Raw genomic sequence first — 14650 nt, 5'->3', positions numbered from 1 at the left:
TCGACTCTGACAGACGCCCTGGGCAGGTGCCGGACGCGGCAGGGGGTGCTTGCATCACAACCCCCCTCGACCGTCATCCTGATGAGGTGATGACCCCCACTTCGAACACCGTCGACGGAGTGCTGCGCCGCACTGCCGCGAGATTCCCCGACCGCGCCGCCCTGCATTTCGGCGACGACACCCTCACCTACCGCGAGCTCGACGACGCCGTGACCCGCGCCGCCGCGCACCTTCTCTCCCTCGGTCTGGCCAAGGGCGATCGCGTGGCCGGTTACGGCACCAACTCGCACGCCTACGTGATCGGCTACCTCGCCGCAGCGCGTGCCGGGCTCGTCCACGTGCCGATCAACTACGCCTTGCGCGCCGGCGAACTGAGCTACCTGCTCGAGCAGTCCGGCGCCCGGGCCGTGCTCGTCGACCCCGCTCTGACCGACAATCTCGACGCCGTCATCGACGTCGTGCCGGCCGAGTTCGTGCTCCCCCTGCGCGACGCCGACGACTCGCTGTTCACCATCGCGACCGCGGGAGACGTTCCCCCACTCGACGTCTCGGTGGAGGACACCGACCTGGTGCAGTTCCTCTACACGTCGGGCACGACGTCGAAGCCCAAGGGCGCCATGATGACCCACCGCGCGCTGATCCACGAGTACACCTCGTCGATCATCGCGCTCGACCTCGACGCCGACGACAACCCGCTCATCTGCATGCCGCTCTACCACTCGGCGGGCATGCATGTGTTCATGCTTCCGTACCTCGCGGTCGGCGCCACGATCCGGCTGATGCCGGCACCCGACATCCCCGAGATCCTGCGGCTCGTCGAGGAACACCGGATCGGCTCGCTGTTCCTGGCACCGACGGTGTGGGTGCCGCTGGCCGCGCACCCCGACCTCGCGACCCGCGACCTGTCGTCGCTGCGCAAGGCGCAGTACGGCGCGTCGATCATGCCGGTCACCGTCCTGCAGCGCCTCCGCGAGCGTTACCCTGACCTCGGCTTCTACAACTGCTTCGGTCAGTCCGAGATCGGCCCGCTGGCAACGGTTCTCCGCCCCGATGAGCACGACGCCCGCCCCGCCTCGTGCGGCCGTCCGGTCTTCTTCGTCGAAACCCGCGTCGTCGACGCCGACGGCAACGACGTGCCGGTCGGCGAGCCCGGCGAGATCCTGTACCGCTCGCCGCAGCTGTGCCAGGGCTACTGGGACAACCCGACCGCCACCGAGGAGGCCTTCCGCGACGGTTGGTTCCACTCCGGCGACCTGGTCACCCGCGACGAGGAGGGTTACGTCACCGTCGTCGACCGCATCAAGGACGTCATCAACACCGGCGGCATCCTCGTCGCCTCGCGCGAGGTGGAGGACGCGATCTACACCCACGACGCCGTGGCCGAGGTCGCCGTCATCGGCACCCCGGACGAGAAGTGGATCGAGGCGATCACCGCGGTCGTCGTGCTGCGCGCCGAGGCCGTGGTCACCGAGGCCGAGCTGATCGACCACGTCAAGCAGCAGCTCGCGCCGTTCAAGGTTCCGAAGCTGGTGAAGTTCGTCGAGGAACTGCCGCGCAACCAGAGCGGCAAGCTCCTCAAGCGGGAGCTGCGCGCCTGAAATCGTCCGCTGTTCACCGAGATCAGGTTGCGTTTCGCCCCGCTCGCCGAGGGCAAACGCAACCTGATCTCGTCCGGGCACCACTACCGTGGACCACATGACCGAGCGCACGAGCACAGGCCACGAAGTCGACATCAAACCTCGCAGTCGCGACGTCACGGACGGTCTGGAGAAGACCGCCGCGCGCGGCATGCTCCGCGCGGTGGGCATGGGCGACGACGACTGGGCGAAACCCCAGATCGGTGTCGGGTCGTCGTGGAACGAGATCACGCCGTGCAATCTCTCGCTCGACCGCCTGGCCAAGGCCGTCAAGGACGGCGTGCACGAAGGCGGCGGATATCCGCTCGAGTTCGGCACCATCTCGGTCTCCGACGGCATCTCGATGGGCCACGAGGGCATGCACTTCTCGCTGGTCTCCCGCGAGGTGATCGCCGACAGCGTCGAGACCGTGATGAGCGCGGAACGGCTCGACGGCTCGGTCCTGCTCGCCGGCTGCGACAAGTCCCTGCCCGGCATGCTCATGGCCGCCGCCCGCCTCGATCTCGCCTCGGTGTTCCTCTATGCCGGGTCGACGCTGCCCGGCTACGCGACGCTGTCCGACGGCAAGGAACGCCAGGTCACCATCATCGACGCGTTCGAGGCGGTGGGTGCTTGCTCCCGCGGGCTGATGAGCCGCGAGGACGTCGATACCATCGAGCGCGCCATCTGCCCGGGTGAAGGCGCCTGCGGCGGGATGTACACCGCCAACACGATGGCAAGCGCCGCCGAGGCGCTCGGGATGTCGCTCCCGGGTAGCGCCGCTCCCCCGGCCCCCGACAAGCGTCGCGACCAGTTCGCCCGGCAGAGCGGGGCGGCCGTCGTCGAGTTGCTGCGCCGCGGGATCACCGCGCGCCACATCATGACCCGTGAGGCCTTCGAGAACGCGATCGCCGTCGTGATGGCCTTCGGTGGGTCCACCAATGCGGTCCTCCACCTCCTCGCGATCGCCAACGAGGCCGAGGTCGAGCTCTCGCTCGACGACTTCATCCGCGTCGGCGCACGCGTCCCCCACCTCGCCGACGTCAAGCCGTTCGGCCGGCACGTGATGACCGACGTCGACCGCATCGGCGGTGTGCCGGTGGTGATGAAGGCCCTGCTCGACGCCGGCCTGCTGCACGGCGACTGCATGACGGTGACCGGCAAGACGGTCGCGGAGAACCTCGCGCACATCGCGCCGCCCGATCCCGACGGGCAGGTCCTACGCGCCACCAAGTCGCCCATCCATCCAACCGGCGGCATCACCATCCTCAAGGGGTCGCTCGCCCCGGAAGGGGCCGTGGTGAAGTCGGCCGGCTTCGACTCCGACGTGTTCGAGGGCACCGCAAGGGTTTTCGACCGGGAGCGCGCCGCGATGGACGCACTCGAGGACGGCACGATCACCGCAGGCGACGTCGTCGTCATCCGTTACGAAGGCCCCAAGGGCGGACCGGGGATGCGCGAGATGCTGGCCATCACCGGCGCCATCAAGGGCGCGGGCCTCGGCAAGGACGTGCTGCTAATGACCGACGGCCGGTTCTCCGGTGGCACCACCGGGCTGTGCGTCGGCCACGTCGCGCCCGAAGCGGTCGACGGCGGGCCGATCGCGCTGGTCCGCGACGGTGACCGCATCCGGCTCGACGTCGGGCGCGGCCTCCTTGACCTCATCGTCGACGACGCCGAACTCAAGACCCGCGCCGAGGATTTCAGTCCGCTGCCGCCGCGGTACACGCGTGGCGTGCTGGCGAAGTACGCCAAGCTCGTGACCTCCGCGTCGCAGGGTGCCGTCTGCCGCTCGACCGGCACCCCGGCGGAGCCGCATTCCCAGGGAAACCGGTCAGTCGTCGACGACGATGACGTTGACGTCGATGTTGCCGCGGGTGGCGTTGGAGTAGGGGCAGACCTGGTGCGCGCGGTCGGCGAGGGCCTGCGCCTGGCCCTGAGGGAGGTCGGGGATGACGACCTCGAGCGTGACAGCGAGCTGGAAGCCGCCCTGCTCGTCGGCGCCGATACCGACCTTGGCCCCGACGCTCGAATCGCCGAGCTTGGCCTTGGCCTCGCGAGCCACCGCCTGCAGGGCGGAGTGGAAGCAGGCGGCGTATCCGGCAGCGAAGAGCAACTCGGGATTGGCGGCACCGCCGGCACCACCCATCTCGCGCGGAATGGCGAGGTCGGTGTCGACGAAGCCGTCGGTTGTGCGGACGTGCCCGTTGCGCCCCGCGCCGGTGGCCAGGGCTTCTGCGGTGTAGAGGGTGTTCATGATCGTCTCCTTCGACGGTTGGTGATGACGGACTTGATCAGTTACGCGGTTGTCTGCCGCGCGCTTGATCGGTGACCTTGTGCGCCAGCGCATGCAGCGTCGACGCCTCGTCGTACGTGAGGTCCAGGTTGTCCACCAGGCATCCTTGGATCCGACCACCCTGGCTACGCAGCGCATCCCCTTCCGGGGTCAGGTGGACATGGACCACGCGGGCATCCTCGACCGAGTGTTCGCGGGTGATGTGCCCGGCCCGCTCGAGACGCCGTAGAAGCGGTGACAGCGTGCCGCTGTCGAGCTGGAGCCGCTCGCCCAGATCCCGCACGGTGAGCCCGTCGTGTTCCCAGAGGGCGAGCAGAACGAGGTACTGGGGGAACGTGAGACCGAACTCGGACAGCACTTCCCGGTAGAGGCCGGTGACAGCCCGGGTAGCGGCATACAGCGAGAAACAGAGCTGTCGGTCGAGCGGCTCCGGATTGGTGGGCACCCCCAAAACAGTAGTGCACAACTTAATTGTGCACAACCTAAGTTCCTTGTCGGCGGCGGCAGCGCCATGCGTCTCCGGGTCGCAGTTTGATCGACGGCCTTCCGGGACATGACCAAGATGTGCATACTTCGTTCATGACAACAAGCGATGTCACGGACCTCCGCCTCGCTGCCGAGGGCGGAGGAGCGGCACTCGACCAGGTGTTCCTGATGTCCGCAGCAGCCGGAGTGGTGTCCATCGGACTGCTCTGGATTGGCTACCTGCATCGCACGCACAAGATCACGTGGCTGACCACCCTCGCCGAGTGGGCCGCGCGCCGCGTCAACCGGCCACCGTGGGCGGCCCTGCCGATCTTCCTGTTCACCAGCACCATCATCTGCGCCCTGTTCGGCTTCCTCTGGGACGTCAGCCTGCACATCGGTGACGGCCGCGACGAGGGACCGCTCGCCAACCCGGCGCACTACTTCATCCTGGTCGGCCTGTTCCTGCTGTTCATCTCCGGCATGCTGTCGGTCTTCCTGCCCTTCGAGAAGCCCGGACGCTCCGCGATCAGGATCACCCGCAACTGGTACGCACCGGTCGGCGGAATCCTGTTGGCAGGCTGCGGCTTCTACGCCCTGCTGGGCTTCCCGCTGGACGACGTCTGGCATCGCATCTTCGGTCAGGACGTCACGCTCTGGGGTCCGACCCACCTGATGCTGATCGGCGGTGCAGGACTGTCCCTCATCGCGGTCGTCATCCTCGACCGCGAGGGCAGGGCCGCGATGGGCGCCGACCTCCCGCCGGACGGACGAGGACAGTGGATTGTCCGCTGCCTCGCCTTCGGCGGCCTTGTGATCGGCATGTCGGTCTTCCAAATCGAGTACGACTTCGGCGTCGAGCAGTTCCGGCTCGTGCTGCAGCCGATGATGATCGCCGGTGCCGGCGCATTCGCGCTCGTCGCCGCGCGGATCAGCCTCGGACCGGGCAGTGCGCTCGTCGCCGCGGTGTTCGCGATCCTGCTGCGCGGTGTGGTCGCGGTCGTCGTCGGGCCCGCGCTCGGTGCGCCGATCAACGTGTTCCCGCTGTACCTCGGCGCGGCCGTGGTCATCGAACTGCTCGCGCTGACGCCGCTGTTCAAGCGGCGCGTGCTCTTCGGCGCGGTGGCGGGCCTGGGCGTCGCGACCGTCGGACTCTGGATCGAATCCTGGTGGATCGCGGCCGCTTACCCGTTCCCGTGGGTGACCGGCATGTGGGGAGAGGCCCTGGCCATGGCCATCCCGGTGGGCGTGGCCGCGGGTCTGTGCGGTGCCCTGCTCGGCATCGTCTCGGTCGGTGAGCGCCTGCCCCGACGCTGGATCAGCATCACCGCCGTCGTGCTCTCGGTGGTGGTGATCGGCGGTGCCGTCGCGAACGGTCTGCGCGTCTCCGTGCCGGCGGACATGACCGCACGAGTCGTCCTGACCCCGGCCGGAGCGAACGACGCGGCCGAGCAGAACGTCACGGCCGAGGTCTTTCTCGACCCGTCGGACGCGATCAGCGGCGACCCGGAGTGGGTGACGCTGATGTCCTGGCAGGGCGGCATCGACAACGATCGCGGCATCGTCATCGACCGGCTCGAACGCGTGGGCCCCAACCAGTTCCGGTCCACCGAACCGATGCCGGTGTCGGGATCGTGGAAGACGATCCTCCGTGTGCAGGACGGCACCACCATGGCCGGTGTACCGGTGTATCTGCCGGCCGACCCCGCGATCGGCGCGGAGGGGGAACCGGCGCAGCAGACATCGACGAAGCCGTTCGTCGCGGAGATCTCGATCCTGCAGCGTGAGCGCACCTTCGACTATCCGTCGTGGCTGTTCGGTGCCGCGTCGCTGGTGGTGCTGGTGTGCTCGCTGCTGCTCATCACCGCGCTGTCGTGGGGAGCCGGTCGGGTCAACTCCCGCGAGACCACCACGGGCGCACGGGAACCCGAATTGGCGCCGCAACGATGATCGCCGCCGCACCGGAGATGATGGTCCATCACCTCGCCACGCATCCCCTGATCCTGGCGCTGCCCGCGGTGATCCCGGCGTTCATCCTGGTGGGCGTCATCGTCGCGATCGCGATCCACGACCGTCGTCGTGGCGACGACGAGGACGCTCCGGACTCCGACGAGCCACCCACTCCGACGCGGATACCGACCCCACCGTCCCACCGACCCGGAACGAGGCCGATGACCCCGACCGTGAGGCCGACGTCTGACACCCTGCTCGCCCACGGTCTGGGCGGTTCGGAGTACCTGCCGGTCCCGCTGACCGCGGTGCTGATCGGCGGCGCCTGGGCTCTGACGATCTCCTTCGCGGTGATCGCATTCGCCTGGCGCACACCGCGATACGGTCGATCTGACGCCGGGCGCGAACTGCCGTCGTGGGTTACGGCCACCGTCGACAATTCCTGGGTTCGCGGCCTGATCGCCGGTGCCGCCCTGGTACTTACCCTGTGGCTGGTGCTTGCCGCGTTCGGCCCGGACACCGACGAGAACCCGCTTCCCGGAGCGTTCTACGTGCTGTTGTGGGTCGGGATGACGGTGCTGTCGGCGCTCATCGGTCCGGTCTGGCGGCTCCTGTCGCCGATCCGAACGGTGCTGCGCGTCGCGGGCGCGCCCTCGGCCCGCGGGCTGTCGGCCGGAAGATCTATCCCCGTCGTCTGGGCTGGTGGCCGGCCGCGTTCGGCCTGTCCGCCTTCGTCTGGCTGGAACTGGCCTCGCCAGAGCCGGGTTCAGTCTCGGCCGTGCGACTCTGGTTGCTGTGCTATCTCGTGATCACACTCGCCGGCGGCATCGTCTGTGGACTGCGGTGGACCGACAACGCCGACCCGTTCGCCGTGTACAGCACCGTCGCGTCCCGCCTCGCCCCGTTCGCGAAGAACGCCGACGGCAAAGTGATCGTGCGGAGTCCGATGAACTCGCTGACCACCCTGCCGGTTCTTCCCGGAACCGTCACCGTCCTGGCGATCCTGCTCGGCTCCACCGCATTCGACAGCTTCTCGGCAATCCCGCTGTGGCAGGAGTTCGTCGACGAGCGGTCCGACGGTAGCCAGGTGAGCGCGACCCTGCTCTCGACCGCCGGTCTGCTGGTGTTCGTCGGCGTGGTCGCGGTGACCTTCTGGTCGGCCGCGCGCGCCGTCGGCGGGGTGGGACCCGACCGGCGACGCCGCCTACCCGGTCTGATGGCGCACTCACTCATCCCGATCGTGATCGGCTACATCCTCGCCCACTACCTGCAATCACTCGTCGAACAGGGACAGGAAGCGCTTCTGGCCCTGGGCGATCCGCTGGGACTGGGATGGAACCTGTTGTGGCTGAGCGACGCCCACCCGGTGTACATCATGTCGGATCACCCGACCGTCACCGTGACACTCAAGGTGCTCTTCGTGGTCGGCGGCCACATGATGGGCGTCGCGGCGGCCCACGACGCCTCATTGCGGCTTCTCCCCCGCCGACACCAGCTGACGGGCCAGCTCACGATGATGGTGACGATGGTCTGCTACACCTTCCTCGGGCTGTACCTGCTGTTCGGCGGGTAGATCCGGCCCCGGCTGGCGAACAGCTATAGACCGAGAGTGCCGAGGTCGAGCGACCCGAAGTCCAGCGAACCGTTCGAGCTGCGACACCCGTCGACGACCAGTTTCTGCGGTGTCGGTAGACGATCAGCGGTCTGAGGTCCGGTCTTGATCCGGAACCAGATCGTCTTCGTTCCGTCCGACGAGGGTTCGGGCGCGCCGGTCACCGTCTTGAGGTCGATCGTCCGCTCGGTGACGAAACCGTCGGGTTGGGCGTTCCGATTGTACGGATTGCCATTCCCCCAACTCGGAACTCCCGGACCGAGACCCGAGGTCAACGCCGGTGAATCGCCGACCCACCGCGCAATCGGCCATGGGATACCCGACACCTCACGCCACGGAGCGGACATCTCGGCCGGAATGCTCGTCGCGTTCACCATGGCCGGGTCATTCTCCTGCTCGAACCACCAGTCCGGCTGGAAATAAGTGGAATTCGTGTAGTTGGTGATCTTGATGGTAGCCGTACAGTCTCCGTTGGAGACCCCTTGCAGTGTCAGTCCGCCCGGAGCCGCGGATGCTGTTCCGGCACCGGTGATTCCACCGGCCGCCACGCCCGTCGCCAGCACAGCCGCGCACAGGGCGCGCATCGATGATTTCCTCATGAGCCCTCCCGAAAGGCGCAGGCACGTTTGTCGGTTTTGATCCGCCTGCGCCGACGTCACCGTAAACCGGAGAAGAAGCGTCATGCGACAGATTCGGCTTTTATGTCTGACCGACAACAGATGTCCGATTTCGCTGATATCGAGCACATCTCGGTTCCCTCACGAAGCAGTCACCCCGAGTTCACTTCTGTGCACAGACGGTCACTCTCGACCCATGCGTTCATGTCGTCGAAGTAGAACCCTCGCCGTCGCGTTGGGAGCGGTGGCCGGACTGATGGCCGGGGCAACCGCGGTTGCGGTCGCCGACGATCCGACCGAGTACGTGGCGCTCGGGGCGTCGTTCTCGGCAGGCGTCGGGATTCCCTCGTCGGTTCCGGGATCGCCGACCGGCTGTGGACGGTCCACCAACAACTTCCCGCGTCTGGTCGCCGAGGAGGAGGGCTACCGACTCAAGGACATGAGTTGTGGTGGCGCCCAGACCCGACACCTCACGACGAGCCAAACCGCCGGCCAACCGCCACAGTTCGACGGCCTGAGCCCGACGACCGATGTCGTCACCATGCAACTCGGTTACAACGACGGCAACGTCTACTCGGGCAGCATCGCCGACTGTTCACAAACCGCCTCGGGCAGCTCACAACTCGCACCGTGTGAAGCCCGCACTCTCGGTCGGTACTCGGCCGAGATCCAACTGTCGGCCGCGAAGATCGCCACCGCCATCGCAGGGATCAAAGACCGAGCCCCAGCCGCGCGGATCCTGGTCGTCGGCTATCCGGCGGTCTACCCGCAACAAGGCAACTGCCCCGGACGAAACCCGTTCTCCGCCGAGGACACCGCCTTCCTCGACCGTCTCGAAGTCGAGCTGAACACCATGCTGAAGACTCAGGCCCAGCTGGCCGGCGTCGCGTTCGTCGACACGTACGGCCCCAGCGTCGGGCACGATTCCTGCAAGTCCCAGTCCACGAGGTGGGTCGAACCGTACACGAATCCCGTTGGCGCACTGCGGCTACATCCGAACGCCAAGGGGCATCAGCAGGTTGCGAAAGCGGTACTCGCCGCCCTCGACTGACCCACGCGCCCGCTACTGGCCGGCTCGTCGAGCCCGGAACACCATGTCGTGCGTGTGATGACCGCGGCCTGCGGCTTTGCCCCGCTCACGCGTCTCGTCGGTGACGATCTCCCAACCGTCGCCGAGGAGTTCGGCGAAACCGCCCGGCTGCACGTAATCGCCCGGCTGCACGTAATCGTCCGGCTCGAACCCGTGCGCTCGCACGCCCTCCGGTGCATGCGCGACGACGAGCAGCGAACCTCCCGGGCCGACAGCGTCGACGAGCTTCCGCGCGACCTCGAGCTCCTCGACGAGGATCGGGAAGTAGTGCAGCGCGACGAGACCGTAATCGGCACCGGGGACTGGATCGACGACGAGATCGGCGCGTGTCCACGTGATCGGCAGTTCGCCACTGATCTCGCGTGCCCGGTCGAGCGCCACCTGTGAGATGTCGACAGCGGTCACCTCCCAGCCGCGTTTCGCCAGCCAGCGGGCGTCGGCGCCCTCCCCCGACCCGACGTCGAGCGCGGTGGTCGGCGTCAGGTCGTTCGCCTCGATGATCAGCGCGGGGTTGACGTCCGCGGTCCACAGCCGCTCGGCATTGCCGTATCGCTCATCCCATTCTGCGGCCCGCTCGTTGTCCATTCGGAGATTCATAGCAGTTGGCCGCGGCAGCAGGCGCGGTTTCGCCGCTATCAGTCGGGCGGGTTGTCGACGACGCGCGCGATCCGTCGGATCGCCTCGGTCAGCACCTCCGGCGAACACGCGACGTTCAACCGCGCGAAGCCGTTGCCCTGCGAACCGAACGCGGGCCCGTAGTGCAGCGCGACGCGGCCGTGTTCGAGGATCGGGAGGCCCGGGTTATCGCCGAGCCCGGCGTCGCGGAAGTCGAGCCACGACAGGTACGACGCACTCGGTCGGGTATAGACGACACCCGGAAGATGCTTTGCCAGAAGGTGATCCAGCAGATCGAGACTCTCGCCGATTACCTCGAGGATGGCGTCGAGCCACTCGTCGCCGTGAGCGAAGGCGGCCTCGGTCGCGGCGCGGCCGAGGATGGAGGTGCGGTACTGCACCTCGTCGGGCTGACGTGCGACGATCGCCCGGGTCGCATCGGAGGTGGCGACCATCAGCGCACACTTGGCGCCGGCGAGGTTGAACGCCTTGCTGGCCGAATGCGCAGCGATGCCCACCTCGCGCGCGGCGTCGCTCACCGCGAGGAACGGGACGAATCCCACCCCGGGATGGACCAGCGGCGCGTGGATCTCGTCGCTCACGACCGTCGCACCGTACGACGCCGCGAGCTCGGCCAGCCGCGCGAGATCGGATGCGTCGTGGACCAGACCCACCGGATTGTGCGGGTGACACAACAAGACTGCCCGCGCACCCGCCTTCAGCGCTGTCTCGATGCCGTCGAGGTCCATCCGCCACCCCGGGTCGTCGAGCAGCGGCACCTCCACGACGGTTCCGCCGGCCTCCGGGATGAGCTCGAAGAACGGTGGATACACCGGCGGCATCAGGATGACACCGTCGCCCGGACGTATCGCCGTCCGCAACGACTCGACGATCACGACGCTCACGTCGGTGGTCAGCGTGACGTCGTCGGCGCTCAGCTGCCAGTCCCACCGCCGCTCGGCGAAACCTGCGAAAGCCGTTCCCACACCGCCCGAGTCGCCGGCGTAACCGACATCGGACGCCCGGATGCGGTCGATCATCGCCTCCGCGACCACCGGTGCGAGCTGGTAGTCCATCTCCGCGATGAACAGTGGCAGGACGTCGTCGGGGTGGGTCGACCACTTCGAGCTGGTGCGGCGTCGGAGTTCATCGAGGGACGGAGCGGCGGGCCTGGGTGTCACAGGCTCTTTGGTACCACCCTTCGAGACGACCCTCCGCAAGCTCCGGGCCTCCTCAGGGAGCAGAAGACACGTCAGCCCCCCAAGCTCCGGGCCTCCTCAGGGAGCGCGGGACCATAAGACGTCGACGTCGACGCCGTAAGCAGGCAGACTGGTCGCCATGGCCTTTCCTCTTCGTATCGGTGTCCAGATCCAGCCCCAACACGCTCCCGAGTACGGCCTGATCCGGGACGCGGTCCGTCGCGCCGAGGATGCGGGCGTCGACGTCGCCTTCAACTGGGATCACTTCTACCCCCTCTACGGTGCTCCGGAGGGTGAACATTTCGAGTGCTGGACGATGCTCGGTGCGTGGGCGGAACAGACGTCGCGGGTGGAGATCGGCGCGCTGGTGACCTGCAACTCCTACCGCAATCCGGAGTTGCTCGCCGACATGGCCCGCACCGTCGACCACATCAGCGGCGGCCGTCTGATCCTCGGTGTCGGCGCCGGCTGGTTCCAGAAGGACTACGACGAGTACGGCTATGAGTTCGGCACCGTCGGCTCGCGCCTCAACGACTTCGGGGCGGCACTGCCGCGCATCAAGTCGCGTCTGGGCAAGCTGAATCCCGCACCCACCCGCGACATCCCGATCCTCGTCGGCGGCAGCGGCGAGAAGAAGACGCTGCGCTACATCGCCGAGCATGCCGACGCCTGGCACGGCTTCAACGACGTCGAGCAGTACCGCCACAAGTCGAAGGTCCTCGCCGAGCACTGCGCCGCGGTAGGACGCGATCCGGAGACCATCGAACGGTCGTCGGCGGTGCAGTTCGACGGCGACGTCGACGCCATGCTCCGCGGTGCCGACTCGCTGGCCGATGAGGGCATCAGTCTGCTCACCGTCGGCGTGACGGGCCCCGACTACGACCTCACCGCCGTCGAGGCCCTGTGCCGGTGGCGCGACGCTCGACGCTGAGCACGTGCCGGTACCGATCGAGGTCAAGGACGGACATACACTCACCCGAATGCGGCGGCTGGTTAGATTTGTGATCATGCATCGGGAACCTGCGTTTCGTGGTGGGTGGGGGCATGTCGTGACACGCCGCGTCTCGGCAGCTCTCGGAGCCGTCGGTCTCGCGCTCGGCATGACCCTGCTGCTGAGCGTCGGAGCCGGCACGGCCGCCGCCGAGCCGCCCACGCGCCTGCCCACCTATGTCGTCGACTCGGCCGAGGTGATCACCCCGGAGCAGCGGAGCGAGCTCGAGAACGCCCTCGACGATCTGTACAACGAGCACGACATACAGATGTGGATCGTGTACGTCCGCAGCTTCGACGGCCTCACCAGCGAACAGTGGGCCGACCAGACCGCCATCGCCAGCGAACTCGGCGACCACGACGCGCTGCTGGCCGTCGCGACCGAGGACCGCGCCTACCGCATGTTCGCTCCGGACAGCATCGGCGGACTCGACCAGTCGACCCTCGATGACGTCGCCACCAACGACGTCGTCCCGCAGCTTCGCGAGGGCAACTGGGCGCAGGCCGGGCTGGGCGCCATCAACGGGCTCTCGAATGCCCTCGACCCCAGCTACACCGGGGTCATCACCGCCGGTGTCGTCGGCGGGGCGGTCGTGATCGGCGGTGGCGGCGCGTACCTCTATTCGCGACGGCGCAAGCAGCGTCGGATCGACGGCAGCGTGGAAGCGCTTCGCGAGCAGGAACTGACCGTCGACCAACTCGCGGAGCAGCCACTCGACGTACTGGATCCGTGGTCCCGCGAGGTCCTCACCGATCTCGACAACGCCATCCGCACCAGCGAAGAGGAACTGCGGCTGGCCGTCGACGAGTTCGGGCCGGCCGAGACCGCACCGTTCACGAAGGCGCTCGAGCGGGCGAGACGCGGTCTCGCGCAGTCCTTCACCACCCGGCAGCGGCTCGACGACAACGTCCCGGAGACCGACGACGAACGCCGCGGGATGCTCGTCGAGATCATCACCGCGTGCACCGAGGCCGACGCCGCGCTCGACGACCAGGTCGAGGCCTTCGATGCGATGCGCAACCTGCTGATCAACGCGGACACCCGCTTCGACGCGATCACCCAGCAGCTGATCGGCTTGCGCGCACGCCTCGACCCGGCCACGCAGCAGCTCACCGAGTTGACCGAGAAGCACGGCGAGCAGACGCTCGCATCGATCCTGCCGAACGTCGAACTCGCCCGGCAGCAGATCGATTTCGCCGAGGCGACCGCCGATCAGGGTCGTGCTGCGAGTGCCGCACCGGTCGGGCAGCAGGGTCCCGCGGTCGCGGCGATCCGTTCGGCCGAGGGGTCCATCGAGCAGGCCACCGTGCTCCTTGACGCGATCGACCACGCCGACGCGAACATCGCGGCCGCACAGTCCCGTATGCCCGCGCTGATCGAGGAGGTGGAGGGCGAGCTCGCCGAGGCCGCCTCACTGACCGCCGATGGCGGACCCGCGCTGGCGACTGCCGCGGCGGCCGCGCGAACCGCGCTCGACGCGGCCCGCACCGGCTTCGACGCCGACCCGCTGGGAACGTTCACCGCACTGGCCGACGCGGACGCCGATCTCGACGACGCGCTCGACGCCGCGCGGGATTCCGCGGCCGAACGCACCCGTCGCGCACAGGTGTTGACCGCGGCCCTCGAGTCGGCGACCGCGAAGGTGACCTCGGCGTCGGACTTCATCGGCACCCGACGCGGCGCCGTCCAGTCCACCGCCCGGACACGTCTTGCCGAGGCCCAGCGACTTCTCCGGTCCGCCCAGGAGGCCGCCGGAGCCGACCCGGTCGCCGCCACCTCGACGGCACGCCGGTCCGGCGCTCTCGCCGACCAGGCGCTGATGGCCGCCCAGGGTGACGTCGTGAACTGGCAGCAGTCGCAGCAGCCGCGTTCGGGCGGCTCCTCGACCGCCGGAGCCGTCCTCGGCGGCATCCTCGTCGACAGCTTCCTGCGCGGCACCATCAGCGGCGGGCGAGGTGGATACCGAGGCGGATACCCCGGCGGGTTCGGTGGCGGGTTCAGCAGCGGCGGACGCAGCCCCGGCTCGTTCGGCGGCTCCGGGTCGTCGGGCCGCATCGGTACGGGCGGACGGTTCTAGCTGTACTGCCCAGGGACGTTGGTCAAGCGGCTGAAGGGAACGTTCCGGCCGATGGCGGAGTGTTGCCGGTGGTGATTGTAGGTGTGCAACCATCCTGGCAACGCTGCGCGTCGGGCTTGTTC

The 14650-nt window shown here is 68.0% G+C and carries 10 protein-coding genes and 3 pseudogenes; 7 read left to right on the top strand and 6 right to left on the bottom strand.

All coding sequences use genetic code 11. The annotated features are described in order from the left end of the window. Positions 1-89 precede the first annotated feature (89 nt). The gene (locus BJF87_RS11070; protein ID WP_075863115.1) at positions 90-1598 is read left to right on the top strand and encodes an acyl-CoA synthetase; all 1509 of its coding nucleotides are present in this window, start codon (positions 90-92) and stop codon (positions 1596-1598) included. Between the two features lie 97 nt (positions 1599-1695). Further along, a pseudogene (gene ilvD, locus BJF87_RS11065) lies at positions 1696-3405 on the top strand (dihydroxy-acid dehydratase); the annotation flags it as partial. Positions 3406-3450: 45 nt separating this feature from the next. Here the strand turns inward: ilvD and BJF87_RS11060 are convergent. Continuing rightward, positions 3451-3873 carry an organic hydroperoxide resistance protein gene (locus BJF87_RS11060; RefSeq protein ID WP_075863126.1) on the bottom strand — a complete coding sequence of 141 codons (423 nt, stop codon included), beginning with the start codon at positions 3871-3873 and terminating at the stop codon, positions 3451-3453. A gap of 37 nt (positions 3874-3910) precedes the next feature. Then, on the bottom strand, positions 3911-4357 hold the full coding sequence (locus tag BJF87_RS11055) for a MarR family winged helix-turn-helix transcriptional regulator (protein ID WP_050918789.1): 447 nt from the start codon (positions 4355-4357) through the stop codon (positions 3911-3913). A gap of 134 nt (positions 4358-4491) precedes the next feature. Here BJF87_RS11055 and BJF87_RS11050 point away from each other — a divergent pair, with 134 nt between their 5' ends. Together BJF87_RS11050 and BJF87_RS11040 are read left to right on the top strand one after the other, a co-directional pair. Next, positions 4492-6327, top strand: coding sequence for a hypothetical protein (locus BJF87_RS11050; protein ID WP_040004438.1), 1836 nt, complete (start codon positions 4492-4494; stop codon positions 6325-6327). A 221-nt stretch (positions 6328-6548) separates the two neighbouring features. Next, a pseudogene (locus BJF87_RS11040) lies at positions 6549-7900 on the top strand (hypothetical protein). A 23-nt stretch (positions 7901-7923) separates the two neighbouring features. Here BJF87_RS11040 and BJF87_RS11035 read toward each other — a convergent pair. Continuing rightward, positions 7924-8523 carry a hypothetical protein gene (locus tag BJF87_RS11035; RefSeq protein ID WP_035754037.1) on the bottom strand — a complete coding sequence of 200 codons (600 nt, stop codon included), beginning with the start codon at positions 8521-8523 and terminating at the stop codon, positions 7924-7926. Between the two features lie 229 nt (positions 8524-8752). Here BJF87_RS11035 and BJF87_RS11030 point away from each other — a divergent pair, with 229 nt between their 5' ends. Then, positions 8753-9607: an SGNH/GDSL hydrolase family protein gene (locus tag BJF87_RS11030; RefSeq protein ID WP_075863114.1), complete on the top strand. Its 855-nt coding sequence runs from the start codon at positions 8753-8755 to the stop codon at positions 9605-9607. Positions 9608-9619: 12 nt separating this feature from the next. Here the strand turns inward: BJF87_RS11030 and BJF87_RS11025 are convergent, their stop codons facing one another. Then, positions 9620-10231 (bottom strand): bifunctional 2-polyprenyl-6-hydroxyphenol methylase/3-demethylubiquinol 3-O-methyltransferase UbiG, encoded by a 612-nt coding sequence (locus tag BJF87_RS11025; RefSeq protein ID WP_075863113.1) that lies wholly within the window; start codon positions 10229-10231, stop codon positions 9620-9622. 50 nt (positions 10232-10281) lie between these two features. Then, positions 10282-11442: a MalY/PatB family protein gene (locus tag BJF87_RS11020; RefSeq protein WP_040004441.1), complete on the bottom strand. Its 1161-nt coding sequence runs from the start codon at positions 11440-11442 to the stop codon at positions 10282-10284. 157 nt (positions 11443-11599) lie between these two features. On the opposite strand from BJF87_RS11020, the gene BJF87_RS11015 reads away from it, so the two are divergent. Both BJF87_RS11015 and BJF87_RS11010 read left to right on the top strand, forming a co-directional pair. Continuing rightward, complete coding sequence (locus BJF87_RS11015) at positions 11600-12391, top strand: LLM class F420-dependent oxidoreductase (protein WP_035753946.1); 792 nt, start codon at positions 11600-11602, stop codon at positions 12389-12391. Positions 12392-12467: 76 nt separating this feature from the next. Continuing rightward, positions 12468-14528, top strand: a complete 2061-nt coding sequence (locus tag BJF87_RS11010) for a TPM domain-containing protein (RefSeq protein ID WP_075863125.1) — start codon at positions 12468-12470, stop codon at positions 14526-14528. Here the strand turns inward: BJF87_RS11010 and BJF87_RS25745 are convergent. Next, positions 14525-14650, bottom strand: a pseudogene (locus BJF87_RS25745) (IS481 family transposase); the annotation flags it as partial. The gene BJF87_RS11010 and the pseudogene BJF87_RS25745 overlap by 4 nt on opposite strands.

This window comes from Gordonia sp. CNJ-863, from assembly GCF_001942325.1.
In the GTDB taxonomy this organism is placed as follows: domain Bacteria; phylum Actinomycetota; class Actinomycetes; order Mycobacteriales; family Mycobacteriaceae; genus Gordonia; species Gordonia alkanivorans.
Note: the sequence above shows the minus strand (reverse complement) of the source record. Positions and strands in the feature narration are given on the sequence as shown.

Bases quoted from the DNA above. Each gene is read 5' to 3' on its own strand.
- BJF87_RS11035 (WP_035754037.1), bottom strand. From the start codon at position 8,523: ATGCGCGCCCTGTGCGCGGCTGTGCTGGCGACGGGCGTGGCGGCCGGT.
- BJF87_RS11015 (WP_035753946.1), top strand. From the start codon at position 11,600: ATGGCCTTTCCTCTTCGTATCGGTGTCCAGATCCAGCCCCAACACGCT.
- BJF87_RS11050 (WP_040004438.1), top strand. From the start codon at position 4,492: ATGACAACAAGCGATGTCACGGACCTCCGCCTCGCTGCCGAGGGCGGA.
- BJF87_RS11060 (WP_075863126.1), bottom strand. From the start codon at position 3,873: ATGAACACCCTCTACACCGCAGAAGCCCTGGCCACCGGCGCGGGGCGC.
- BJF87_RS11070 (WP_075863115.1), top strand. From the start codon at position 90: ATGACCCCCACTTCGAACACCGTCGACGGAGTGCTGCGCCGCACTGCC.
- BJF87_RS11030 (WP_075863114.1), top strand. From the start codon at position 8,753: ATGCGTTCATGTCGTCGAAGTAGAACCCTCGCCGTCGCGTTGGGAGCG.
- BJF87_RS11010 (WP_075863125.1), top strand. From the start codon at position 12,468: ATGCATCGGGAACCTGCGTTTCGTGGTGGGTGGGGGCATGTCGTGACA.
- BJF87_RS11025 (WP_075863113.1), bottom strand. From the start codon at position 10,231: ATGGACAACGAGCGGGCCGCAGAATGGGATGAGCGATACGGCAATGCC.